Source organism: Nocardioides sp. Z40_12, assembly GCF_058215795.1.
The window spans coordinates 254,099-277,836 of record NZ_JBZAJA010000001.1 but is presented as its reverse complement, the minus strand read 5'-3'; the positions used below and the strand labels follow the sequence as shown (position 1 = coordinate 277,836).

Genomic DNA, 23,738 nt, shown 5'->3' with positions numbered 1-23,738 from the left:
GGACACGCCGGAGGTCGGGGAGGGCGGGGAGCGGATCTCCCCGAGGTGGTTAACAAACGTTAACTTCGCCGGTAGCATCGCGGGCATGTCGTTCGAACTGTCCCGTGAGCACGAAGAGTTCCGTCGCAGCGTCCGCGACTTCGCCGAGGCCGAGATCGCGCCGCACGCCGCGCAGTGGGACCGCGACCACCACTTCCCGACGGACGTGGTCCAGAAGATGGGGCAGCTGGGCCTGATGGGCCTCACCGCGCCGGAGGAGTTCGGCGGCGCCGGGATGGCGGGGGAGGACGGCGGCTTCACCAGCCTCTGCCTGGCGATCGAGGAGATCGGCCGGGTCGACCAGTCGATGGGCATCACCCTCGAGGCCGCCGTCGGCCTGGGCATCAACCCGATCCTCACCTACGGCAGTGCCGAGCAGCGCGAGCAGTGGCTCCCCGACCTGGTGGCCGGGCGGCGCCTGGCCGGGTTCGGCCTCACCGAGCCCGGCGCGGGCTCCGACGCCGGGGCCACCCGGACGCGGGCCGAGCTGGTCGACGGCCAGTGGGTGGTCAACGGCGCCAAGCAGTTCATCACCAACTCGGGCTCGGAGATCACCAGCGTGGTCACCGTCACCGCCCGGACCGGACAGCGCCCCGACGGGCGCCCCGAGATCTCCACGATCATGGTGCCGGCCGGGACGCCGGGCTTCACCGCGGAGAAGGGCTACGACAAGCTCGGCTGGCACGCCTCCGACACCCACCCCCTCTCCTTCGAGGACGCCCGGGTCCCCGAGGCCAACCTGCTGGGCGAGCGGGGCCGCGGCTACGCCCAGTTCCTGGCCACCCTCGACGACGGCCGGGTGGCGATCGCCGCCCTCGCCGTCGGCTGCATCCAGGCCTGCCTCGACCTGAGCCTGGCCTACGCCGGGGAGCGCCAGACCTTCGGCGGTCCGATCGGCCGCAAGCAGGGGTTGGCCTTCCAGGTCGCGGACCTGCAGGTGATGCTCGACGCCAGCCGGCTGCTCACCTACCGCGCGGCGGCGATGAAGGACGCGATGGACGCGGGCGCCGCGGTGACCACGGCGCAGTTCAAGCAGGCGGCGGCGGTGGCCAAGCTCTACTCCACCGAGTCGGCGGTCAGCGCCACCCGGATCGCCACTCAGGTCTTCGGCGGCTACGGCTTCATGGAGGAGTACCCGGTGGCGCGTCTCTACCGCGACGCCAAGGTCCTGGAGATCGGCGAGGGCACCTCGGAGGTGCAGCGGATGCTGATCGCCCGCGGACTCGGCCTCCCGGTGGAGTGAGCCCGGGCGCCCGCGGGTTAGCCTGTCTCCCATGCCACGCGGGAAGAGGCGGGTCGCCGCCGACGCCACGAGGTTCCTCGTGGTGGGGGCGGTCGCCACCACCGTGGCCCTGGTGATCTTCAACGGCCTGGTGCACGGGTTCACCACCGGCTCCGAGGCGCCGCTCAACGACCAGCCCCAGCTCGCCTACTTCCTGGCCAACGTGGTCGGGATGCTGGTGAGCTTCCGGGGCACCCGCGACTGGGCCTTCCGCAACCGCAGCACCCGGCACGGCGACGGCGGCCGGACCGCCTTCGTGGTGATCAACCTGGTCACGATGCTCATCCCAATGGGCTTCCTGATGATCAGCCGCAACCTGCTGGGTCTCGACGACCCCGTCTCGGACAACATCGCCGCCAACGTGCTCGGCCTCTTCGCCGGCACCCTGGTGCGCTTCGCGCTGCTGCGCCAGTACGTCTTCCCGCGCAGCTTCACGGTCACCGACCAGGCGAGGGTGAGCGCCCCGGAGCAGGTCTCAGAGACCTGACCACAGGGCGGGCCAGGCGACGCCCAGCCGGGCCGCCAGGTCGCGCAGCAGGGGCAGGCTGACCCCCACCACGTTGTGGTGGTCGCCCTCGATGCCGGCGACGAAGGCTCCGCCGAGGCCGTCCACGGTGAAGGCGCCCGCCACCTGGAGCGGCTCGCCGGTGGCGACGTAGGCCGCGATCTCCTCGTCGCTGACGTCCGCGAAGTGCACCGTGGTGCTGGCGGTCGCCTCGGCGGTGCGCCCGGTCGCCGTGTCGGCCAGGCTGTGGCCGGTGTGCAGCACCCCGCTGCGCCCGCGCATCTCCCGCCACCGGGCGGTGGCCTCGGGCGCGGTGCCCGGCTTGCCCAGGGCGCGCCCGTCGAGCTCCAGCACCGAGTCGCACCCGAGCACCAGCGCCCCGGCGGGCACCTCGGGCCGACCCAGCACCGCCGCGCACTTCAGCGAGGCCAGGCGCAGGGCCAGCTCGGCCGGCGGGAGCCCGGTGACCTGGTCCTCGTCGACGCCGGAGACGACCACGGTGGGCTCGATGCCGGCCCGGCGCAGCGTGTCCAGCCGGGCCGGCGAGGCCGAGCCCAGCACCAGCGCCCTCGCCGGCCCGGCGGCCGGAACGGTGGGGGAGCTCACCGGCTCAGCGGGGCAGGCCGCTGCTGCGCCAGCCCCCGGGGCCGTGCGGCAGGGTGCGCCGCACCAGCCGGGCCGGCGCCGACCACTGCGGCCGCTCGCGGGCGGCCACGGGCACGCCGCCCATGGCGGAGAGGACGGCGACCAGCGCCGCCACCTCCTCGGGCGTGGCGTCGGGGTTGACCACCCGCAGCACCGGGGCGGCCGGTGCCGGGGTGGCGTCCTGGTCGGGGGTCACGTCGGGGGTCGGGTCGGCCATCAGAGCGGGATGTTCCCGTGCTTCTTGGCCGGCAGGGTCTCCCGCTTGGAGCGCAGGAGCCGCAGCGCCCGGACGATCTCGATCCGGGTCTCGTGCGGCGGGATCACCGCGTCGATGTAGCCGCGCTCGGCGGCGACGTAGGGGTTGGCCAGGGTGGTCTCGTACTCGTCGATCAGCTCGGCCCGCTTGGCCTCGACGTCGCCGCCCTCGTCCTCGATCTTCTTCAGGGTCTTGCGGTGGACGATGTTGGCCGCGCCCTGGGCCCCCATCACCGCGATCTGGGCGGTGGGCCAGGCGATGTTCATGTCGGCTCCGAGGTGCTTGGAGCCCATCACGTCGTAGGCGCCGCCGTAGGCCTTGCGGGTGATGGTGGTGACCAGCGGGACCGTCGCCTCGGCGTAGGCGTAGATCAGCTTGGCGCCGCGGCGGATGATGCCGTCCCACTCCTGGTCGGTGCCGGGCAGGAAGCCGGGCACGTCGACGAAGGTCAGCACCGGCAGGTTGAAGGCGTCGCAGAACCGCACGAAGCGGGCGGCCTTCTCGGAGGCGTCGATGTCCAGGGTGCCGGCGAACTGCATCGGCTGGTTGGCGACCACCCCGACGGGGCGGCCCTCGACGCGGCCGAAGCCGACGATGATGTTGGGCGCGAAGAGCTCCTGGACCTCCAGGAACTCCTCGTCGTCGAGCACGGCGGTGAGCACGTCGTGCATGTCGTAGGGCTGGTTGGGGGAGTCCGGGATCAGGGTGTCCAGCGCCCGGTCGGTGTCGTTGACCTCGAGGTCGGCCGGGTCGTCGTGGACCGGGGCCTCGTCCATGTTGTTCTGCGGCAGGTAGGAGAGCAGCGCCTTGACGTAGTCCAGGGCGTCGGCCTCGTCGGAGGCCATGTAGTGGGCGTTGCCGGACTTGGTGTTGTGGGTCCGGGCGCCGCCCAGCTCCTCCATCGAGACGTCCTCGCCGGTGACGGTCTTGATCACGTCCGGGCCGGTGATGAACATGGCCGAGGTCTTGTCGACCATGATGGTGAAGTCGGTGACCGCGGGGGAGTAGACGTGGCCGCCGGCGCAGTTGCCCATGATGAGCGAGATCTGCGGGATGACCCCGGAGGCGTGCACGTTGCGCTTGAAGATCTCGCCGTAGAGGCCGAGCGAGACCACGCCCTCCTGGATCCGCGCCCCGGCACCCTCGTTGATGCCGATGATCGGGCTGCCGGTCTTGATGGCGAGGTCCATGATCTTGGTGATCTTCTCGCCGTAGACCTCGCCCAGCGAGCCGCCGAAGACGGTGAAGTCCTGGGAGAAGACGCAGACCTGGCGGCCGTCGATGGTGCCGTAGCCGGTGACCACGCCGTCGCCGTAGGGACGGGTCTTCTCCAGGCCGAAGGCGGTGGAGCGGTGGCGCGCCAGCTCGTCGATCTCGACGAACGAGCCCTCGTCGAAGAGCATCTCGATGCGCTCGCGGGCGGTCTGGCGGCCCTTGGCGTGCTGCTTCTCGATGGCCTTCGCCGACCCGGAGTGGACGGCCTCGTCGATCCGTCGGTCGAGATCGGCCAGCTTGCCCGCCGTGGTGTGGATGTCGATCTCGGGGGTGTTGGTTGCTTCGGCGCTCACCGGTAGGTCTCCTCGGCTGTGCTGGGTCGGGGGGTGTGCTCTCAGGCGGTGTGGGTCAATGTAGTCCTCATGTCCGAGCGACCCGCACCGCGCCCAGCACTCGATCCCGACCGCTTCCTCGCTCTGCCGCCGCCGCTGCGGGTCGAGGTGGTCGCCGAGACGCCCTCGACGAACGCCTTGGTGGCCGACCGCGCCCGGGCCGGGGAGGCCGCCGGGCTGGTCGTGGTCACCGAGCACCAGAGCGCCGGCCGGGGCCGGCTCGACCGGGTCTGGCACACCCCGCCCCGGGTGGCGCTCACGTTCTCGGTGCTGCTGCGTCCCGAGATCGGACCGCAGTCCTGGCCGTGGGTGCCGCTGCTGACCGGGTACGCCGTGCAGGCGTCGCTGGCCGACCGGCTCCCCGACGTGGCGCTCAAGTGGCCCAACGACGTGCTGGTCGCGGAGCGCAAGATCGCCGGCATCCTGGTGGAGCGGATCGAGACGCCCACCGGGCCCGCCGCGGTGGTGGGGGTCGGGATCAACGTCAACCAGACCGCCGCCGAGCTCCCGGTGGAGACCGCCACCTCGCTCTGCGCCGAGCTGGGAGAGACCTTCGACCGCTCCGACCTGCTCGTCCAGGTGGTGCTGTCGCTGCACGCCCTGGAGCCGCTGCTCGCCGAGACCGCCGCCCTGCGACCCGCCTACGCCGACGTGTGCGCGACGCTGGGGCGCACCGTCGACGTGCACCTGCCCGGTGGCGAGGTGGTACGGGGGGAGGCGCTGGACCTCGACGCCTCCGGTGCGCTGGTGGTCAGCAGCGGCGACGGGACCTGGACGGTGAGTGCCGGCGATGTCGTCCACGTCCGAGCCGTCGGATGACATGATCGCGCCATGGCATTTCCCAGCAAGCTCCTGAACGACGGCGAGCGCGTCGTCGTCTCGACCCGGACCCACCCCAAGGCCCTCATCGGGCCCGTCCTGGCGGTGGTCGTGCTGGTCGCGGCGGTGGTGGTGCTGGGCGGCCTGGTCAACGACCTGGCCAACGACACCGTGGCGACCGTGCTGGGGGTCGCCGGAGGTGTCGCCGCGGTGCTGCTGTTCGGCTGGCTCACCCTGCTGCCGCTGCTGCGTTGGCTGACCACCACCTACACCTTCACCAACCGTCGCTTCATCAAGCGCAGCGGCATCATCGCCAAGGAGGGGCGGACCATCCCCCTCAACCGGATCAGCGGGGTGGACTTCGAGATCGGCGTGATCGACCGGATCTTCGGGTGCGGCACCCTGATCGTCAGCGACGCCAGCGCGCAGGGACGGGTCGACGTGCACGACGTCCCGCGGGTGGAGGAGATCCAGCTCCAGGTCGCCGAGGAGCTGCACCGGCTCTCCGACCGCCGTGACGACGGTGCCTGAGGCGGAGGAGCCGCAGATGAGCGACCCACAGCGTCCCAGCCGGGAGCGGCTGGAGGAGACCATCCTCGGCCGTGCCCCGGAGTTCACCGCCGTCGAGGTGGCCGCCGAGGCCGGCGTCACCCTCGACCAGGTCAGACGCCTGTGGCGGGCGCTCGGCTTCCCCGAGGCGGTGGGCGAGGCGATCTTCACCCGCTCCGACGTCGAGGCCGTCTCCCGTCTCTTCTCCACCGTCGACAGCGGGACCCTCGGCTTCGACATGGCGGTGGCGCTGACCCGGGCCCTGGGGCAGACCATGTCCAAGCTGGCCGACTGGGAGGTGGCCACCCTCGCCGGCCGGGTCGAGGAGCTCGAGCAGGGGGAGGACGCCACCGGCTCCCGGATGGGCTCGGCGATGAGGCTGGTCGACGAGGTCAACCCGGCCTTCGAGGACCTGATCATCTACGCCTGGCGGCGCCACCTGGCCGCCGCCGTCTCCCGGATGGAGGCGATCGGGGCCGGCGACGAGGACCTGCACACGACCCACGTCACCGTCGGCTTCGCCGACATCGTCCACTTCACGGCGCTCTCCAACAAGCTCACCCAGACCCGGATCGGCGACCTGGTGGAGATCTTCGAGGCCCGCTGCCACGACGTGGTCTCCAACGCGGGGGGTCGGGTGATCAAGTCGATCGGCGACTCGGTCCTCTTCGTCACCGACACCGCCGTGAGCGCCTTCGAGATCGCCGAGGGGATCATCGCGGTGATCGGGCGCGACCCGCGGATGCCCGACGTGCGGCTCGGCCTGGCCTCCGGCTCGGTGGTCACCCGGATGGGCGACGTCTTCGGGCCCCCGGTCAACCTCGCCTCCCGGATGACCGCGGTGGCCCGGCGCAACCGGATCATCGTCGACGCCGCGACCGCGGAGCTGCTGCCGGACTCGGAGTTCGAGACCCGCCGGCTGCCGGCCCGCCCGGTGCGCGGCTTCGGCGTGGTGGAGCCCCTCGCGGTCCGCCGCCGCTGATCCCGACTGGTCTGGACCACCGGGAACCAGCTGGTCGAATCCCCAGCGGATCGGGCCGGGATTTCCTACGGTCAGGAGGTGATCGTGGTGCAGGACGTCTGCCTAGACCCCGTCGCCCGGCGGGTCACGCGCGCCGGTGCGGAGGTCAGGCTCTCTCGGATGGAGTTCGACCTGCTCCATGCGCTGATCTCGCGCGCCGGCTGCCTGGTGACTCGGCAGGAGCTGATGCAGCAGGTGTGGGGGGCCACCTTCTACACCTCCTCGAAGACCATCGACGTCCACCTGGGGTGGGTCCGCCGCAAGCTGGGCGACGACAGCCGGAACCCGCGGCTGATCACCACGGTCCGGGGCCGGGGGCTCCGCTTCGAGACCGGCCAGGACGCCTCCGCGGACGTCCGCCCGGAGGGGCGCAGCGCCTCGGGCTAGGGTGCTGCCCGTGCCGACCCCGCTCGCTCCGACCCTCGCCGTCATCGGTGGTGGCCAGCTGGCCCGGATGATGGCCCAGCCCGCGATCGCGCTGGGCCTGCCGCTGCGGCTGCTCGCCGAGGCCGATGGGGTCTCGGCGGCCCAGGTCGTCGTCGACCACCTCGTCGGCGACCACCGCGACCTCGACGACCTCCGCGCGGTGACCCGCGGCTGCGCCGTGGTCACCTTCGACCACGAGCACGTGCCGACCGAGCACCTGCGCGCGCTGGCCGCCGACGGTCTCGCCGTCCGCCCCGGCCCCGACGCCCTGGTGCACGCCCAGGACAAGGCGGTGATGCGGGCCCGGCTCGACGAGCTCGGGATCCCGAGCCCGCGGCACGCGCTGGTGATGAACGCCGAGGACGTGGCCGGCTTCGGCTTCCCCTGCGTGCTCAAGACCACCCGGGGCGGCTACGACGGCAAGGGCGTGTGGGTGGTGCGCGGCCCCGAGGACGTCGCCGCGGCGTTCGACGCCGCCGACCGGGCCGGCGTCCAGGTGCTCGCCGAGGAGCTCGTGGACTTCCGCCGCGAGCTCTCCGCGCTGGTCGCCCGCTCGCCCAGCGGCCAGGCCGCCGCCTACCCGGTGGTGGCCTCCACCCAGGTCGACGGCGTCTGCAAGGAGGTCGTCGCGCCGGCCCCCGACCTCGACCCCGAGCTCGCCGGCCGCGCCCAGCAGGTGGCGCTGACTGTCGCCGGGGCCCTGGACGTCACCGGCATCCTCGCCGTCGAGCTCTTCGAGACCACCGACGGCCGGATCCTGGTCAACGAGCTGGCGATGCGTCCCCACAACACCGGCCACTGGACCCAGGACGGCGCGGTCACCTCGCAGTTCGAGAACCACCTGCGGGCGGTGATGGACCTGCCGCTGGGCTCCCCGGAGCCCCGGGAGCGGTGGACGGTGATGGTCAACATCCTGGGCGGCCCCCAGGACGCGGGCCGGCTCTACGACGGCCTCAACCACGCGCTGGCCCGGGACCCGCGGCTGCGGGTCCACCTCTACGGCAAGGACTGGCGGCCGGGTCGCAAGGTCGGCCACGTCAACGCCTTCGGGGACGACCTGGAGGACTGCCTGGAACGCGCCCGCCACGCCGCCGCGTGGTTCGCCGGAGAGCTGGGAGACGAGAGTGAGTGAGCAGAGCGTGGACGAGCAGAGCGTGGGCGAGCAGAGCGTGGACGAGAAGGGCGCCGTGACCCCCCGGGTCGGCATCGTGATGGGCTCGGCCTCGGACTGGCCGGTGATGGAGGCGGCCGCGCTCGCCCTCGACGAGTTCGGCGTCGCCCGCGACGTGGAGGTGGTCTCCGCCCACCGCATGCCCGAGGAGATGGTGGCCTACGGCCGGGGTGCCGTGGAGCGCGGTCTCTCGGTCATCGTGGCCGGCGCGGGCGGGGCGGCCCACCTGCCCGGGATGCTGGCCTCCCTGACGCCGCTGCCGGTGATCGGGGTGCCGGTCGCGCTGCGCCACCTCGACGGGATGGACTCGCTGCTCTCCATCGTGCAGATGCCGGCCGGCGTCCCGGTGGCGACGGTGGCGGTGGGCAACGCCCGCAACGCCGGTCTCCTCGCCGTGCGGATCCTGGCGGCCGGTGACCCGGTGCTCAGGCAGCGGATGGTCGACTTCCAGGCGGCGCTGCGCGAGGAGGCGATGACCCGCGGCCGGGCGGTCCACGAGGCGGCCCGCGGCGACAAGCCCCGCGCCGGCTTCTGACGGCCGTGTCCCGCCTCGTCGGACTCGACGTGGCGCGCTGCCTCGCCCTGCTGGGCATGGTGGCCACGCACGTGCTCGAGCCGCGGACGCCGGACGGCGACCTCGCCCTCGCCCAGGAGCTGGCGGGAGGTCGAGCCTCGGCGCTCTTCGCCGTGCTGGCGGGGGTGAGCATCGCCCTGGTCACCGGCCGCCGGCGGCCGCCGCGGGGCGCCGCGTGGGCGTCGGCGGCGGCGAGCCTGGTGGTCCGGGCGGGGCTGGTGGCCCTGGTCGGCCTCGTGCTGGCCGAGCTGGACAGCGGGATCGCGGTGATCCTGACCTACTACGGCCTCCTGTTCGTCTGCGCGCTGCCCTTCCTGGGGCTGAGCTCGCGGGCGCTCTTCGGGTGGGCGGCCGTCTGGGTCGTGGCGACCCCGGTCCTCTCCCACTTGCTGCGGCCCTCGCTGCCCGAGCGCGGGTGGGCGAGCCCGTCGTTCGAGCAGCTGGCCGACCCCGGGCAGCTGCTCGGCGAGCTGGTGCTCACCGGCTACTACCCGGTGCTGCCCTGGATCGCCTACCTGCTGGTGGGGATGGGCGTCGGTCGCCTGGACCTCGCCCGGGCCCGGGTGGCCGCGGGCGTCGCGGGCGCGGGCGCGGTGGCCGCCGTGGTGGCGTGGGTGGCCTCCGACCTGGCCACCCGGCGCGGCGACGTGGTCGAGGCGCTGCTGGCCGAGCCGTCGGCGCTGGGCCCGGAGCCGGCCTCTCGCGAGGCGCTGCTCGACCAGGTCGCGGGCGGCATGTTCGGCACCACGCCGACGGGCGCCTGGGAGTGGCTGCTGGTGCGGGCGCCGCACAGCGCCACCCCCTTCGACCTGCTCCACACGATCGGCTGCGCCCTGCTGGTGACCGGGCTGGCGCTGCTGGTGGTGGAGCGGCTGCCGGCCGCGGGGCGCCGGGGGGTGGCGGTGCTCTTCGGCGCCGGCACCGCGACGCTGACCCTCTATGCGCTCCACGTGGCGATGCGCTCGGAGTGGCTCTGGCCCGCCGACGGTCCGGACAGCTTCCGGTGGCACGTGCTGGTCCTGGCCGGTGCCGGGGCGGTGCTGGTGGGGCTGGGGCGGCGCGGCCCCCTGGAGACGGTGGTGGGGGCCACGGCCCGGGGAGCCGGTGCCACGGTGAGCGCCGTGGCGAGGCCGCGAGCGACCTGAGGGCGACGCTCCTGGCGGGGCATGAATGGCCCGGGGGGTGCACGGGGTACGCAGTGGTCATGGATGCCAACCACGACGACAAGCCCCGCTCCGGCAGGGACGACAGCACCGAGGCCGAGTCGGGAGCCAAGCCTGCCGACCGGTCCGAGGGCCAGTCCGAGGGCCAGGTCTCCGAGGTCAGCTCGATGGCCGAGGCGGGGGAGGTCTCGCCGGGCGACTCGGTGGCCGGCGCCCCCGACCACTCCGCCGGCGACGACCGGGCCCAGGAGGGGACGCAGGGACCGGACGCGCCGCCGCGCCACGGGATCCCCGAAGAGTCCAACGAGTCCTCCCGGTGACCCGACCGTGAGCGAGAACCGGCGGGTCCTCGAGGCGCCGCCCGAGCAGGTGTGGCGGGTGCTGTGCGACGGGTGGCTCTACCCGCTCTGGGTGGTCGGCGCGTCCCGGATGCGCGAGGTCGACGACGGCTGGCCGGCCGCGGGCACGCAGCTCTACCACTCCGTGGGCAGCTGGCCGCTGCTCATCGACGACAGCACCGAGGTGGTGGAGTGCGAGGAGGGGCGCCGCCTGCTGCTCAAGGCGCGCGCCTGGCCGGCGGGTGACGCGATGGTGGAGATCGAGCTGCTCCCGGCCACCGGGACCTCCGGGCCGGCCACCGAGGTGGTGATGCGTGAGGACGCCCGCAGCGGACCCGCCGCGCTGGTGCCCTCGGCCGTGCGCCAGCCCGCCCTGGTCTGGCGCAACACCGAGTCGCTGCGCCGCCTGGCCTACCTGGCCGAGCGCCGCCGCTAGCCTGCCCCCATGAGCGGATCTGAGGTGGCACCGACGCTCCCAGCCGGCCGGGGCTGGGACGCCGTGGTCGTCGGTGCCGGCCCCAACGGGCTGGTGGCGGCCAACCGGCTGGTGGACGCCGGCTGGCAGGTGCTGCTGCTGGAGGCCCAGCCCACGATCGGCGGCGCGGTACGCAGCGACACCGACGTGCACGACGACTTCGTGCACGACACCTTCAGCGCCTTCTACCCTTTGGCAGGGGTCTCGCCGACGATCCGCTCCTTCGGGCTCGAGGAGCACGGGCTGACCTGGCGGCACGCCCCGGCGGTGCTGGGGCACCTGGTGGGGGACCGCTGGGCGCTGCTGCACCGGGACAGGGAGGTGACCGCGCGCAGCCTCGAGGCGTTCTCGCCCGGTGACGGCGCGGCCTGGCTGGCGCTGTGCCGGGAGTGGGACACCGTCGGCGACCGGCTCGTCGACGGACTGCTCTCCCCCTTCCCGCCGGTCAGGGCGGGCGTCGGTCTCGCGGCGCGACTGCCCCGCGTCGGGGGGCTGGAGATGGTGCGGACGCTGCTCACCCCGGCGCTCGACCTGGCGCGTGGACGGTTCGGCGGGGCGGGGGCGCAGCTGCTGCTCACCGGCAACGCCGGGCACGCCGACATCCCGCTGGACGCCCCGGGGTCGGGGCTGATGGCCCTGATGATGTCGATGATGGGCCAGACGGTCGGCTTCCCGGTGCCGGAGGGCGGGGCCGCGAAGCTCGCCGAGGCGCTGCACCGGCGCTTCACCTCCCGTGGCGGCACTACCCTGGTCTCGGCGGAGGTCTCCCGGGTGCTGGTCGAGGACGGACGCACGGTGGGCGTGGAGACCCTCGACGGGACGCGGCACCCGGCCAGGGCGGTGCTGGCCGACGTCGCCGCCCCGCACCTCTACGGCCGACTGGTCGCGCCCGAGCACCTGCCCGAGCGGGTCCACCGGAGGATGCGGGGCTTCCAGCTGGACCCGGGGACCGTCAAGGTCGACTGGGCGCTGTCGGGGCCGATCCCGTGGCGCACCGAGCCCGAGCACGCCCCGGGCACGGTCCACGTGGCCTCCTCGGTGGAGGAGATGACCCGGGCGCTGACGCAGGTCCAGACCGGGGCCGTGCCGGCCCGACCGTTCATGCTCACCGGTCAGATGACCACCACCGACCCGACCCGGTCGCCCGCCGGGACCGAGTCCTTCTGGGCCTACACGCACGTGCCGCAGGACGTCACCTCCGACGCGGGGGAGGACGGCCTGACCGGGCGGTGGGACCACGACGAGAACGAGCGCTTCGCCGACCGGATGCAGGCCCAGCTCGAGGAGCTCGCCCCGGGCTTCGCCGACCTGGTGGTCGCGCGCCGGGTCCTGGGCCCGCACGAGATGGAGGCCCGCAACGCCAACCTCATCGGCGGGGCGCTGGGCGGGGGGACGGCCCAGCTGCACCAGCAGCTGGTCTTCCGCCCGGTGCCGGGCCTGGGGCGGGCCGAGACACCGGTGAAGGGGCTCTACCTCGCCTCGGCCTCCGCGCACCCCGGCGGCGGCGTCCACGGCGCCTGCGGCAACAACGCGGCGCGGGCCGCGCTGGCCCACGCCCGGGTGCGGTCGCTGCTCCCCTTCGGGCGCTGAGCCCGGCCCGCGGTCACCCGCGGGCCCGCCACTCGATGGCCGGGCAGGCGTCCATCACCATGGGGACGCCGGCCCGGGTGGTGCGCTCGAAGGCGTCGTGGTCGACGACGCCGAGCTGGAACCAGACGCCCCTGGCGCCCACCTGCACGGCCTCGTCGGCGAACCGCCCGGCCGCCTCCGAACGCCGGAAGACGTCGACCACGTCGATCTCGAAGGGCACCTCGGCCAGCGAGGCGTAGCCCTGCTCGCCCAGCACGACGGGGGCGTCGGGGTGGACGGGCACGATGCGCTTGCCGCGCTGCTGGAGCAGCGCGGCGATCGAGTACGCCGTGCGCGAGGGGTCGCCGGAGAGGCCGACGACGGCCCAGGTCTGGCACTCGTCGAGCATGAGGTCGACGTGTGCGGGATCGATCCAGGGGACGCTCATGGTTCCGAACCTAGCGGGCCGGGTACGGCTCGGGGACGAGGCGGAGAGCCCAGCTGACCAGAGGAGCCGACGATGAGCGACCAGGACACCGACCGGGAGCGGGTGCTCGAGATCGCCCGGAAGGCCCGGATCGCCATGGTGACCAGCCGCAGCGCGGACGGCCAGCTGCACTCCCGGCCGATGACGCCGCAGCTGGTCGACGACCAGGCAGCCATCTGGTTCCTCGCGGCCGCCGACACCGAGCTGGCGCGCGACCTCGCGACCGCCGCCGAGGTCAACGTGGCCTTCGCCGAGAGCGGGGCGTGGCTGTCGGTGGCCGGACGTGCCGAGCTGCTGGAGGACCGGTCGCGGATCGAGGAGTTCTGGAGCGCCGCCTCGCAGGCGTGGTTCCCCGAGGGGCCGGACGACCCTCGGCTGCGCGTGCTGAAGGTCGCCGGCGTCTCGGCGGAGTACTGGGCGGCGCCGGGAGGCCGGGTGGCGACCGTGGTCTCGTTCGTCAAGGCGAAGATGACCGGCGACACCCTCGACGCCGACCACGAGGAGGTCGACCTCTAGGCCGGGCACGCGGCGTCCGCGTGCCCGGGCCCGGGCTGCTCAGGCGTCGACGACGATGGAGATGATGAGCGGGCTGCGGCGGAACTTGCGGTGCGCCCACCGGCCGACCTCGCGGGTGATCATCTGCTCGAGGCGGTGGGCCTCACCGATGCCCTCGGCCGCGGCCCGGGCCAGTGTCTTCTCCACCACCGGGATCGCGTCGCGGAAGCTCTCCGGGTCGTGCACGAAGCCGCGGATCATGAAGTCGGGCTCCTCGGCCAGCTTGCCGGTGTCGGCGTCGACCAGGGCGAGCACCGTTACCACGCCCTCCTCGGCGAGCGTCCGCCGGTCCTTGAGGGTGTTCTCGGTGGCGCCGCCGACCGTCTGGGCGTCGACGTAGACGTTGCCGGCCGGGACCTTGCCGGTGATCGTCGCGTGGCCCTTGACCAGGTCGACGACCACGCCGTCCTCGGCCAGCACGACGTGGTCGGCCGGGACGCCGGTGCTGATCGCCAGGTCGGCGTTGGCCTGCAGGTGCCGCCACTCGCCGTGGATCGGCATCACGTTGGTCGGACGGACGATGTTGTAGCAGTAGACGAGCTCGCCCGCGCTGGCGTGACCCGAGACGTGCACCTTCGCGTTGCCCTTGTGCACCACCTTGGCGCCCCACCGGGTGAGCCCGTTGATCAGGCCGGAGATGGCGTTCTCGTTGCCGGGGATGACCGAGCTGGCCATCAGCACCGTGTCGCCCGGCGCCACCCGGATCTTGTGCTCACGGTTGGCCATCCGGGCGAGGGCGGCCATCGGCTCGCCCTGCGAGCCGGTGCAGACGATGGCGACCTTCTTCGGGTTCATCTTCTCGAGCTGCTCGAACGGGACGACGAGGCTCTCGGGGTACTTCAGGTAGCCGAGGTCGCGGGCGACGCCCATGTTGCGGACCATCGAGCGCCCGACGAACGCGACCTTGCGGCCGTGCTCCTGGGCGGCGTCGAGCACCTGCTGGATCCGGTGCACGTGGCTGGCGAAGCTGGAGACGATGATCCGGCGCGGAGCGGTGCGGAAGACGGTCTCGATCGCGGGGGTGAGGTCGCGCTCGGACATCGTGAACCCGGGGACCTCGGCGTTGGTGGAGTCGGTCATGAACAGGTCGACCCCCTCCTCGCCGAGGCGGGCGAAGCCGCGCAGGTCGGTGATGCGCTCGTCGAGCGGGAACTGGTCCATCTTGAAGTCCCCGGTGTGCAGGACCAGCCCGGCCGAGGTGCGGATCGCCACCGCGAGACCGTCGGGGATGGAGTGGTTGACCGCCAGGAACTCCAGCTCGAAGGGCCCGAAGGTGATCCGGTCGCCCTCCTTGACGTGCTCGAGGACCGGCTTGATCTGGTGCTCCTTGAGCTTGGCCTCGATGAGGGCCAGCGTCAGGGTGGAGCCGACGACGGGGATGTCCTTGCGCTCGCGCAGGAGGTAGGGGACGCCACCGATGTGGTCCTCGTGCCCGTGCGTCAGGACCACGGCCTCGACCTGGTCGAGGCGGTCCCGGATCCAGGTGAAGTCGGGGAGGATCACGTCGATGCCCGGCTGGTGCTCCTCGGGGAACAGGACCCCGCAGTCGACGATGAGCAGCTTGCCGCGGTGCTCGAAGACGGTCATGTTGCGACCGATCTCACCGAGGCCGCCGAGCCCGATGATGCGCAGGCCGTCCTTCGGGAGTCGCGGGGGCAGCTTGAGTTCGGGGTGGGGATGGCTCACAGCGTCACGCTAGCCGAGACGTTCTCCGGAGCACAGCCTGACCCCCACGCCTCCGCGGGTCGGGGGAGTGGACGCCCCGGGCGTCGGAGCGACCCGGCGGCGCCGCTCGCCCGGTCAGCAGGAACGTTCAAGCCACCGGCCCCCGCGGGGCGCGAGGGTTCTCGGCATGAAGACACTCACCCGCGCCGCCGCCCTCACCGCCGCCGCCCTCGCCCTGACCGCCACGACCTCCACCAGCGCCTCCGCGGTCCACCTCCCCGGCCACGTCGCCGTCCGCCCCGCCCAGCTGACGGAGCCGTCGGTGGTCCTGTCCGGCGCCGCGCAGCAGCGCGAGCCGGCGGCCGCGCCCCGGATGGTCAGCAGGGTCGACTACGTCCGCTCCTGCGACGACGGCGGCATCTACCTGACGTACAAGAAGTCCCAGGACGGCCCCGCCTTCATCGAGGGGACCCGGGAGAAGTTCATCAACGTGGAGAAGGGCTACTCCGGGCCCGAGAGGCTCTACACGTGCGGCTTCGTGGTCATCGGCAGCCCCGAGGTCACCGGCACCGTCCGGAGCATCCGCGTCCCCCGCTGACCCGCCTCACACCTGCCCGCCCCCCCTCGCACCCCGCCGGTCCCCGGCGGGGTGCGAGGCCGTCTCAGGGGCAGGAGGTCAGCCACTCCCGGAACGGCATCTTCGTCGGGGTGAACCCGTTGAGGGTGCGTGCGGTCCGCGTGAAGTGGGCGCTGTCGGCGAAGCCGGCCGCGTGGGCCGCCTCCGTGGCCGTGGCTCCGGCGGAGAGCTCCCGCATCGCCAGCATGTAGCGGTGCCACAGCACGTAGCGGCGGATCGGCACGCCGACCTGCTCGCGGAACACGTGCTGGAGGCGGCTCTCGCTCATGTGGGCGATCCGGGTCAGGTCGCCGACGGTGGGCGGCGGCGAGGGGGTCTCGCGCAGGTGGTCCAGCACCGCCCGGATCCGCGGGTCGTGGCCGGCGTCGTGGTGGTCCTCGGCGCCGAGCACCTCCAGGGCGGCGTACCAGCGTCGGCGGGCGGTGGTGCAGCCGACGTCGCCGACCCCGGTGAGCACACCGCGCAGCGCGTCGGTCGTCTCCTCGCCCAGCAGGCACCAGGGGGCTCCGCGCAGAAGGTTCTCCCTGAGCAGGCGCCCCGTCCGGCTCTCCGACTCCACCCAGCCGATCGCCGTCAGCGCTCCCGCGCAGTCGAACCCGTGCTCGGCGGCGGTGTCGATGAGGAGTCCCGGCGCCTCGCGCCAGGACCCGTCCAGCCACACCCTGGGCGCACCCTCCAGGCCGACGGAGAGCTGCAGCGCCCCGTGGGAGTGCGGCTCCGCCTCGAGGAAGTCGCTGACGACCAGGAACTCGGTGGGCCACAGGAAGCCGCGGATGCGCTCGCCCGGCATCAGACGCTGCGGACCAGCAGCAGGGCCAGGTCGTCGGCCAGGTCGTGACCGTGGAAGGCCCGCACCTGCGCACTGATGGCCGCGCCGAGCTCGGCGGGGGACAGGTCGCGGTGCTCCTGCAGGAGGAGGGCCAGCCGTTCGGTGCCGAACATGTCGCCGTCCCGGCGGGCCTCCACGAGGCCGTCGGTGAAGACGCAGAGCACCTCGCCCGGCGCCAGGTCGTAGGTGCTGTCGTGCAGCTCGGCCACGTCGAGCAGCGCGAGCGCCGTCCCGGTGACCCCCACCTCCTCGACCTCGCCGGTGCGGCGCAGGATCAGCGGGGGGTCGTGCCCGGCGAGCGCGAGCGTGACCCGGGTCCCGTGCTCGGAGGGGCACAGGTGACCGAAGACCAGGGTGCAGTGGCGCTCGCTCTCGGTCTGGGCGAGGAGCAGGCTGTTGACCTCGTGGAGGGTGTCGGAGGGAGGCCGGTCGGCGGCGGCCACGGCACGCAGGGTGTAGCGGGCGGCGGCGCTGACCGCGGCCGCCTCGGCGCCCTTGCCGCTGACGTCGCCGAGCACGAACCCCCAGGCGTTGGGGCACGAGCCGGTCGCGCCCAGCTCGAAGACGTCGAGGAAGTCCCCGCCGACCTCGCTGCCGTCGCCGGCCGGCTCGTAGCGGCTCGCCAGCTCGACCCCGGGGACCTCCGGCAGGCGGGGCGGCACCATGCTCGCCTGCAGGGACGCCGCGATCCGCGACTTGGCGGCCAGCACCCGCTGCAGCCTCTCCCGGTCGCGGACGCGCTGGGTGACCTCGGTGAGCACCACGACCTCGCCGGCCACCCGGCGGGAGTCGTCGCGCAGCTCGCTGCGCGAGACGTCGAAGGTCCGGGGCATCGACCCGGGCGGCACGTCGGTGAGGATCAGCTCGCCGGGGGTGGGCCCCGGGCCCAGGGCCCCCGGGAGGACGTCCTCGAGGCGCCGGTCGAGGATGGCGGACCGGCGTCCGGAGGTGAGGGCCACGGCGGCGGGGTTGGCGTCGACGACCCGGCCGAAGGCGTCGAGGACGAAGACGGCGTCGGCCATGCTGTCGAGCACCGCGCCGCGGGCCAGGGGCGTGAGGTCGACCAGCCGTTCGTGGAAGAGCCCCCACACCAGCAGCCCGCCCGTGACGGTGAAAGCGAACGGCGTCAGGTCCATCCGGGCGAACCACCCGACCTGGAAGTTGTGCAGCAGGTTGGAGATCCACGGCAGCATCGCGCTGGCCAGGAGGACCAGGGCCATCCGGCGGTAGGTGCGGGCCAGCCGCACCATGCTGACCACGAAGAGCGCGGTGGCCCCCACCAGCAGCAGGTTGTTGTAGATCAGGACACCCCAGAACGCCGGCCCGGTCTCAACCACGGGCAGCTCGTCGACCGAGGTGGTCTCCGGGTAGGAGCGGACCAGGTCGTGGGTGGCGGGGATCGCCAGCAGGGTCAGCACGACGACCGGCTCGACGCAGAGCAGCGCCAGCAGGCGCTTGGTCACGAGCCGGCCGTGGCCGGTGTACTGGAGCACGAAGGTGAGCCAGGCCGGAGCCAGCGTCTGGATGCCGACGTACTTCAGGATGCCCCAGAGCGTCTTGTCGGCCACGTCGTCGACCGAGAGCTCGACGGCGTAGGCGAGCCCCCACCAGGCGACCGAGACCAGCAGGACGGCGAGGCTCCAGCCCATCCGCGACTCCCGGCGCCACGCCACGTAGGACGCGAGCGCGGCCGTGACGAGGCCGGCGAAGGCCATGAGCGCGGCGAACAGGAGGGTCAGCACTCGCGACTCCTCCCGAAGCGAAAGTCTTGTGCCACCTGTGCCCCAGGGACCCGAGCGGCCAGGCGCCCACGCTAGCGAGCGCCGGGGCCCGTGTCCCGCTCTTTGCCGGGCGGGGCGGACAGGACTCCGCGGGACGGCTCCCCCCGCCCGCTCACCGGGCGGGGGGAGCCGTCGGGCTCACGGCCGGTCGAAGCCGAACGTGTAGGTGCCGCGGCCCGAGTAGGACACGACCCGCCAGGAGTAGGTGCCGGCGGTGCCGGTGTAGGTGACCCGCTCGTCCGGCGCGGTGCTGGTGCCCCGGGCGACCACCACCCACGCGGAGCCGTTCCACCGCTCCAGGTAGAGGTCGAAGTCGACGCCCGTGGGGCCGTCGAGGCAGCCGACGTGGGTGCCGGCGACCGCGGTGAAGCCGCTGCTGCCCGGGAAACGGTCGAGGTCGCCGGCGCCGGTCAGCGAGCCGGTGGCCGTCTCGGGCAGGGCGGCGCAGCCCGTCGGTGTCGGCGTCGGGGTGGGCGTCGGGGTGGGCGTCGGGGTGGGCGTCGGCGTCGGGGTGGCGCCGCCGCCGCCGATGTTGAGCAGCCGGTTGGGCGAGCCCGTCCCGACGTTGGTCAGCACCCCGGTGGTGGCCGCGGAGACGAGCGCGCTGCTCACCGTGGCCGGGGAGGCGCCGGGGTTGGCCTGCAGGTAGAGCGCGGCGGCGCCGGCGACGTGCGGGGTGGCCATCGAGGTGCCGCTGATGGTGTTGGTGGAGGAGTCGCTGCTGATCCAGGCCGAGGTGATGCTCGAGCCCGGCGCGAAGAGGTCCAGGCAGGTGCCGATGTTGGAGAAGCTCGACCGGGCGTCGGTGCTCGTCGAGGAGCCGACCGTCAGTCCGGCGGCGACCCGCCCGGGGGAGCCGTTGCAGGCGTTGGCGCCCGAGTCGTTGCCGGCGGCCAGCGCGTAGGTGACCCCGTCGGCGATGGAGCGGCCGACCGCCTGGTCGAGCGCGGTGGAGACGCCGCCGCCCAGGCTCATGTTGGCCACGGCGGGGGTGCCGGCGGCGTGGTTGCTGGTGACCCAGTCGACGCCCGCGATGACCCCGGAGTTGGTGCCGCTGCCGTTGCAGTCGAGCACCCGGACCGCGACGAGGGTGACGTCCTGGGCGACGCCGTAGGTCTCGCCGCCGACGGTGCCGGCCACGTGCGTGCCGTGGCCGTTGCAGTCGTTGGTGCCGCGCCCGTCGTTGATCGCGGTGTAGCCGGAGCGCGCCCGCCCGCTGAACTCCGCGTGGGTGGTGCGGATGCCGGTGTCGATGACGTAGGCGGTGACGCCGGCGCCGGAGGTGTTGTAGGTGTAGGAGTTGTTGAGCGGCAGGCTCCGCTGGTCGATGCGGTCCAGCCCCCAGGTGGCGGGAGATTGGGTCTCGGCGAGGGTGACCGGCAGGTCGGGCTCGATGTAGGCGACGCGCGGGTCGGAGCGCAGGGTCTCCAGCGCCTCGTCGGAGAGCTTGGCGGCGAAGCCGTCCAGGACGGTGCGGAAGGTCCTGGTGACCTTCGCGCCCTGGCTGCGGACCGCGCTGCGGACGTTGTCGACCTTGGTGGCGCTGACGCCGTCGTCGAAGACCACGATGTAGCGGTCGTCGGCGGCGGCCCCGAGGACGGGGGCCCTGGAGTCGTCGACGGCGGCTGCGGGCGTGGTGGTGGCTGCGGTGGCACCGACCGGCGCCAGGCTCAGCCCGACGCCGGTGGCCACGGCCAGGAGGCCGAGGTGGAGGCGGGACGTGCGTGGGGACATTGTGGATCCTTCCCGAGGAAGACGGACGCGTCGAGCGTCGTCCGGCTCGGGCGAGGCCACAAGGGCGCCGGAGGGGTTAACAGTTAACTGGCCGCCCCTACCCGGCCGGCGCGGCCACTGCCGCGGCGAGCGGTTCGCCGTCCGGCTCCCAGCTCCACTCGATCCCGGTCGCCTGGCGGCAGGCGGTGCCGACCAGGTGGACCCGGTGGGCGCTGTCCAGGAAGAGCGGGGCCTGCTCCTGCGCGGTGCCGAAGGTCGAGCAGGAGGCCGGCAGTGCCGCACCGGAGAACTCGACCTCCAGGACGTATGCGGTGACCGGGAGCCGGAACTTGCGCCCGTACGACGCCTCGGACGGGCCGTCGGCGCCGGCGACGACCTCGTACTCGACGATCGCGGTCTCCCCGCGCAACAGGGGCCGCAGGAAGACCAGCTCCGCGCCGACCACGCCCCGGTCCGGGTCACTGGCGGTGCGCCCCAGCCGGCACCCCCGCAGCGCCCGGATCGTCGGCAGGGTGGCCGACCTGTCGTCGTAGAAGTGCAGCACCACCCGGCGGTCCGGCCCGTCGGAGCGGGCCCGCAGGACCTGACGGACGGTCAGCGAGACGTGTCGCCGGTCTGGCCCGACCAGCAGCCGGTCGTGGATGCTGAGCCGGTCGAGCTCGGTGTCCCAGCCGGGGTCCAGCCGCTCCAGCACCCGCTCGTGGCGCGCACCGGGCCACAGGGTGTCCAGGTCCACCGCGGGCGAGCGGCGGCGTCGGGCCGCCGGCATGCCGAGGGTCGCGTGCAGCGTGCCGGGCGCCAGCTCGAGCACCGTCTCGAGGTGGGGCAGCGCGGCCAGGGAGCTCTTCCGCTCCGGACGGCTCCGCCCGGACTGCCAGTAGCTCAAGGTGGCGACGCTGACCGAGACGCCGCGTTGCTGGAGATGGTCGCGGATCCGCTCGAGACCGAGCCCGCGACGCTCGATGGCGTCACGGAGCACGTCGGCGAAGCTGCCTCCCGAGGACACCCGGACATTCAAGACGCCCTCGACCGGAGCCGCAACGCCGACCGGTGGGTCGGCGAGGTCATGCTCCGCGAGGAACCAACGCCCGGGCCCGCGCGTTGAGCGCCTCGACATCTCCTCACCGTGAAAAGAGCCATGGAGCCTCAAAGTACGACCCCCTCCCGTCCCAGACCCGTCCTCGTGCAGGACACCGTGACCCGAGGGTCGAGCAGGTGAGCGCGCTCCTGACGCTGGCAGCCGGGCTCCTGGTGGTGCTGCTGATCACCGTCGTCACGGGCTACTTCGTGGCCCAGGAGTTCGCCTACATGTCGGTGGACCGCTCCCGGCTGGGCGCCCGGGCGGCCGACGGCGACGCGGCCGCCGGCCGCGCCCTCCAGGTCACCGGGCGCACCTCATTCATGCTCTCCGGTGCACAGCTCGGCATCACCGTGACCGGACTGCTGGTGGGCTACGTGGCCGAGCCGCTGATCGGGCGGTCGCTGGGCACGCTGCTCGGCGGCGTCGGCGTGCCCACCGCGGTCGGGGTGGCGGTCGGCACGATCCTGGCCCTGCTGCTCTCCACCGGGATCCAGATGGTCTTCGGGGAGCTCTTCCCCAAGAACCTCGCGATCGCGCGGCCCGAGCCGGTCGCCCGGTGGCTGGCCACCTCGACCCTGGTCTACCTCAAGGTGGCGGGCTGGCTGATCTGGGTCTTCGACCAGTCCTCCAACGTGCTCCTACGGATGCTGCGGATCGAGCCGGTGCACGACGTGGAGCACTCGGCGACCGCCCGCGACCTCGAGCACATCGTGGCCGCCTCGCGGTTGACCGGCGACCTCCCGCCGGAGCTGTCGATGCTGCTGGACCGGGTGCTCGACTTCCCCGGCGAGACGGTGGAGCACGCGATGATCCCCCGGGTCCGCGTCGACACCGTGCCCGCGGGGGCAACCCTGGCCGAGCTGAGGGAGCGGATGGCCGGCGGCCACTCCCGCTACCCGGTGCTGGACGAGGACGAGCGGATCGTCGGCGTCGTCCACCTGGCCGACGTCCTCCGCGTGGACGGCGACGGCGGGGACGGGTGTGCTCGCGACCTGGCGCGGCCCGCGTTGATGGTGCCGACGCTGATGCGGCTGCCCGACGCGGCGCGCGAGCTCTCCCGCACCCGCAACCAGCTCGCCTGCGTCCTCGACGAGTACGGCGGGTTCGACGGCGTGCTGACGGTGGAGGACCTCGCCGAGGAGCTGGTCGGCGAGATCACCGACGAGCACGACCGCGCCCCCGCCCCTCAGGTCACCTCCGAGCCCGGCCGCGAGGCGTGGACGGTGCCCGGTGGGTCCCACGTCGACGAGGTCGAGCGCTCCCTGGGCCGCGACCTGCCCGGCGGCGACTACGAGACGCTCGGCGGGCTGGTCATCGCCCACCACGGCCGGTTCCCCGAGGTCGGCGACGTGGTCCGGGTGCCCCTCCCCATCGACCCGGGGAGCTGGGCCGGGCCCGAGGACCCCGTGATCGAGATCGCGGCGCTCGAGGTGCTCGAGGTCGCCGACCACATCCCCACCCTCGTCCGGATCACCCTGGACCACAGCGCCGTGGAGGCAGAGCAGTGACCGACAACCCGTGGATCGTGGTCGCGGCCACGGTCGCGATCATCGCCCTGAGCGCCTTCTTCGTCGCCGTCGAGTTCGCGCTGATCGCGGCGCGCAAGAACCGCATCGAGGACGCCGCCGCCACCAGCAGGTCGGCGCGCGCCGCCCTGCGCAGCCACTCCGAGCTGACCCTGCTGCTGGCCGGCTCGCAGCTGGGGATCACCGTCTGCACGCTGGCGCTCGGCGCCCTCACCAAGCCCGCCGTCCACCACTGGCTCACCCCGGTCTTCGAGGGCTGGGGGCTGCCCGCGTGGGGTGCCGACGCGACGGGGTTCGTGCTGGCGCTGGCCATCGTGACCTTCCTCCACCTGGTGGTCGGTGAGATGGCCCCCAAGTCGTGGGCGATCGCCCACCCCGAGCGCTCCGCCATCATGCTGGCGCTCCCCATGCGGGCGTTCATGTGGGCCACCCGCCCGGTGCTGCGCGCCCTCAACGAGTCCGCCAACTGGTGCCTGCGCCGGGTCGGGGTCGACCCCGACGAGGACGCCTCGACAGGACAGGACCCGGCGGCGCTGCGCCACCTGGTGGAGCACTCGGTCAACGTGGGCGCCCTGGACGCCGGCTACTCGGTCCAGCTCGCCGGCGCCCTCGACCTGGAGACGATGACGCTCGCCGACCTGGTGGAGCCCGCCCCGCTCAGCTGCGTGGGGGCCGACGCCACGGTCGCGGACGTGCAGGCCGTCTCCCGGGAGTCCGGCCACCTCCGGATCCTGGTGCGCGGCCCCGGCCCGCAGGGCGAGGAGTACGCCGGCATGGTGCACGTGCGCGACACCCTGGTCCGGCCCGGGACGGAGCCGGTCGCTCCGCTGGTGCGCCCGGTGCGGACCCTGCCCCGGACGACGAGGATCTACGAGGCGCTCGCCCACATGCGACGTACCAGCAGCCAGCTGGTGCTGGTGGAGCGGGACGGCGCCACCGTGGGTGTGATCACCATGGCGGACCTGCTGGCCCGGCTCTTCCCCCACACCCGGAGCGCCTGAGCT

General features: G+C 73.3%; 25 protein-coding genes. 16 read left to right on the top strand and 9 right to left on the bottom strand.

Annotation, left to right across the window (positions count from 1 at the left end):
• The first annotated feature begins 85 nt into the window (after positions 1-85).
• Both AC4BG9_RS01345 and AC4BG9_RS01340 read left to right on the top strand, forming a co-directional pair.
• Positions 86-1,282 carry an acyl-CoA dehydrogenase family protein gene (locus tag AC4BG9_RS01345; RefSeq protein ID WP_490569283.1) on the top strand — a complete coding sequence of 399 codons (1,197 nt, stop codon included), beginning with the start codon at positions 86-88 and terminating at the stop codon, positions 1,280-1,282.
• Positions 1,283-1,313: 31 nt separating this feature from the next.
• Positions 1,314-1,808 carry a GtrA family protein gene (locus AC4BG9_RS01340; protein ID WP_490569282.1) on the top strand — a complete coding sequence of 165 codons (495 nt, stop codon included), beginning with the start codon at positions 1,314-1,316 and terminating at the stop codon, positions 1,806-1,808.
• Here the strand turns inward: AC4BG9_RS01340 and AC4BG9_RS01335 are convergent.
• From AC4BG9_RS01335 to AC4BG9_RS01325, 3 genes are read right to left on the bottom strand one after another with little or no spacing between them, the layout of a single operon-like run.
• Positions 1,797-2,432, bottom strand: coding sequence for a Maf family protein (locus AC4BG9_RS01335; RefSeq protein WP_490569281.1), 636 nt, complete (start codon positions 2,430-2,432; stop codon positions 1,797-1,799). The two genes, AC4BG9_RS01340 and AC4BG9_RS01335, sit on opposite strands and share 12 nt — an antisense overlap.
• A gap of 4 nt (positions 2,433-2,436) precedes the next feature.
• Positions 2,437-2,688, bottom strand: coding sequence for an acyl-CoA carboxylase subunit epsilon (locus tag AC4BG9_RS01330; RefSeq protein ID WP_490569280.1), 252 nt, complete (start codon positions 2,686-2,688; stop codon positions 2,437-2,439).
• A complete protein-coding gene (locus AC4BG9_RS01325; protein ID WP_490569279.1) occupies positions 2,688-4,295 on the bottom strand; it encodes an acyl-CoA carboxylase subunit beta in 1,608 nt (535 codons plus the stop codon). Before AC4BG9_RS01325 ends, AC4BG9_RS01330 begins: the two co-directional genes overlap by 1 nt.
• A gap of 69 nt (positions 4,296-4,364) precedes the next feature.
• Between AC4BG9_RS01325 and AC4BG9_RS01320 the strand changes: the two genes are divergently transcribed.
• From AC4BG9_RS01320 to AC4BG9_RS01275, 10 genes are all read left to right on the top strand, one after another.
• Entirely contained in the window at positions 4,365-5,153 is a 789-nt protein-coding gene (locus tag AC4BG9_RS01320; RefSeq protein WP_490569278.1) for a biotin--[acetyl-CoA-carboxylase] ligase, read from the top strand.
• 12 nt (positions 5,154-5,165) lie between these two features.
• Positions 5,166-5,684: a PH domain-containing protein gene (locus AC4BG9_RS01315; protein WP_490569277.1), complete on the top strand. Its 519-nt coding sequence runs from the start codon at positions 5,166-5,168 to the stop codon at positions 5,682-5,684.
• A gap of 16 nt (positions 5,685-5,700) precedes the next feature.
• Positions 5,701-6,684, top strand: coding sequence for an adenylate/guanylate cyclase domain-containing protein (locus tag AC4BG9_RS01310; RefSeq protein ID WP_490569276.1), 984 nt, complete (start codon positions 5,701-5,703; stop codon positions 6,682-6,684).
• 159 nt (positions 6,685-6,843) lie between these two features.
• Positions 6,844-7,110, top strand: coding sequence for a winged helix-turn-helix domain-containing protein (locus AC4BG9_RS01305; RefSeq protein ID WP_490569275.1), 267 nt, complete (start codon positions 6,844-6,846; stop codon positions 7,108-7,110).
• A gap of 10 nt (positions 7,111-7,120) precedes the next feature.
• On the top strand, positions 7,121-8,281 hold the full coding sequence (locus tag AC4BG9_RS01300; protein ID WP_490569274.1) for a 5-(carboxyamino)imidazole ribonucleotide synthase: 1,161 nt from the start codon (positions 7,121-7,123) through the stop codon (positions 8,279-8,281).
• Positions 8,282-8,336: 55 nt separating this feature from the next.
• A complete protein-coding gene (purE, locus tag AC4BG9_RS01295) occupies positions 8,337-8,855 on the top strand; it encodes a 5-(carboxyamino)imidazole ribonucleotide mutase (RefSeq protein WP_490569619.1) in 519 nt (172 codons plus the stop codon).
• 5 nt (positions 8,856-8,860) lie between these two features.
• Complete coding sequence (locus tag AC4BG9_RS01290; RefSeq protein ID WP_490569273.1) at positions 8,861-10,039, top strand: heparan-alpha-glucosaminide N-acetyltransferase domain-containing protein; 1,179 nt, start codon at positions 8,861-8,863, stop codon at positions 10,037-10,039.
• Between the two features lie 59 nt (positions 10,040-10,098).
• Positions 10,099-10,377 (top strand): hypothetical protein, encoded by a 279-nt coding sequence (locus AC4BG9_RS01285; RefSeq protein ID WP_490569272.1) that lies wholly within the window; start codon positions 10,099-10,101, stop codon positions 10,375-10,377.
• A gap of 7 nt (positions 10,378-10,384) precedes the next feature.
• Positions 10,385-10,831, top strand: a complete 447-nt coding sequence (locus AC4BG9_RS01280) for an SRPBCC family protein (protein WP_490569271.1) — start codon at positions 10,385-10,387, stop codon at positions 10,829-10,831.
• A 9-nt stretch (positions 10,832-10,840) separates the two neighbouring features.
• Positions 10,841-12,460, top strand: a complete 1,620-nt coding sequence (locus AC4BG9_RS01275; RefSeq protein ID WP_490569270.1) for a phytoene desaturase family protein — start codon at positions 10,841-10,843, stop codon at positions 12,458-12,460.
• 13 nt (positions 12,461-12,473) lie between these two features.
• On the opposite strand, the gene AC4BG9_RS01270 is transcribed toward AC4BG9_RS01275, so the two are convergent.
• Positions 12,474-12,887, bottom strand: coding sequence for a CoA-binding protein (locus AC4BG9_RS01270; protein ID WP_490569269.1), 414 nt, complete (start codon positions 12,885-12,887; stop codon positions 12,474-12,476).
• 72 nt (positions 12,888-12,959) lie between these two features.
• On the opposite strand from AC4BG9_RS01270, the gene AC4BG9_RS01265 reads away from it, so the two are divergent.
• Complete coding sequence (locus tag AC4BG9_RS01265) at positions 12,960-13,442, top strand: pyridoxamine 5'-phosphate oxidase family protein (RefSeq protein ID WP_490569268.1); 483 nt, start codon at positions 12,960-12,962, stop codon at positions 13,440-13,442.
• A 39-nt stretch (positions 13,443-13,481) separates the two neighbouring features.
• On the opposite strand, the gene AC4BG9_RS01260 is transcribed toward AC4BG9_RS01265, so the two are convergent.
• Positions 13,482-15,167, bottom strand: a complete 1,686-nt coding sequence (locus AC4BG9_RS01260; protein ID WP_490569267.1) for a ribonuclease J — start codon at positions 15,165-15,167, stop codon at positions 13,482-13,484.
• Between the two features lie 166 nt (positions 15,168-15,333).
• Between AC4BG9_RS01260 and AC4BG9_RS01255 the strand changes: the two genes are divergently transcribed.
• Positions 15,334-15,744, top strand: a complete 411-nt coding sequence (locus AC4BG9_RS01255) for a hypothetical protein (RefSeq protein WP_490569266.1) — start codon at positions 15,334-15,336, stop codon at positions 15,742-15,744.
• A 64-nt stretch (positions 15,745-15,808) separates the two neighbouring features.
• Here AC4BG9_RS01255 and AC4BG9_RS01250 read toward each other — a convergent pair whose 3' ends face one another.
• The 4 genes from AC4BG9_RS01250 to AC4BG9_RS01235 all read right to left on the bottom strand — a co-directional run bounded on the left by AC4BG9_RS01250 (position 15,809) and on the right by AC4BG9_RS01235 (position 21,133).
• A complete protein-coding gene (locus AC4BG9_RS01250) occupies positions 15,809-16,573 on the bottom strand; it encodes a helix-turn-helix domain-containing protein (RefSeq protein WP_490569265.1) in 765 nt (254 codons plus the stop codon).
• Positions 16,573-18,354 carry a histidine kinase N-terminal 7TM domain-containing protein gene (locus AC4BG9_RS01245; protein WP_490569264.1) on the bottom strand — a complete coding sequence of 594 codons (1,782 nt, stop codon included), beginning with the start codon at positions 18,352-18,354 and terminating at the stop codon, positions 16,573-16,575. The genes AC4BG9_RS01250 and AC4BG9_RS01245 overlap by 1 nt, the downstream gene beginning before the upstream one ends.
• Positions 18,355-18,531: 177 nt before the next feature.
• Positions 18,532-20,127 carry a S8 family peptidase gene (locus AC4BG9_RS01240; protein WP_490569263.1) on the bottom strand — a complete coding sequence of 532 codons (1,596 nt, stop codon included), beginning with the start codon at positions 20,125-20,127 and terminating at the stop codon, positions 18,532-18,534.
• Between the two features lie 97 nt (positions 20,128-20,224).
• Positions 20,225-21,133 (bottom strand): XRE family transcriptional regulator, encoded by a 909-nt coding sequence (locus AC4BG9_RS01235; RefSeq protein WP_490569262.1) that lies wholly within the window; start codon positions 21,131-21,133, stop codon positions 20,225-20,227.
• Between the two features lie 209 nt (positions 21,134-21,342).
• Here AC4BG9_RS01235 and AC4BG9_RS01230 point away from each other — a divergent pair, with 209 nt between their 5' ends.
• Positions 21,343-22,716 carry a hemolysin family protein gene (locus tag AC4BG9_RS01230; protein WP_490569261.1) on the top strand — a complete coding sequence of 458 codons (1,374 nt, stop codon included), beginning with the start codon at positions 21,343-21,345 and terminating at the stop codon, positions 22,714-22,716.
• Positions 22,713-23,735 (top strand): hemolysin family protein, encoded by a 1,023-nt coding sequence (locus tag AC4BG9_RS01225; protein ID WP_490569260.1) that lies wholly within the window; start codon positions 22,713-22,715, stop codon positions 23,733-23,735. The genes AC4BG9_RS01230 and AC4BG9_RS01225 overlap by 4 nt, the downstream gene beginning before the upstream one ends.
• Positions 23,736-23,738: the final 3 nt, after the last annotated feature.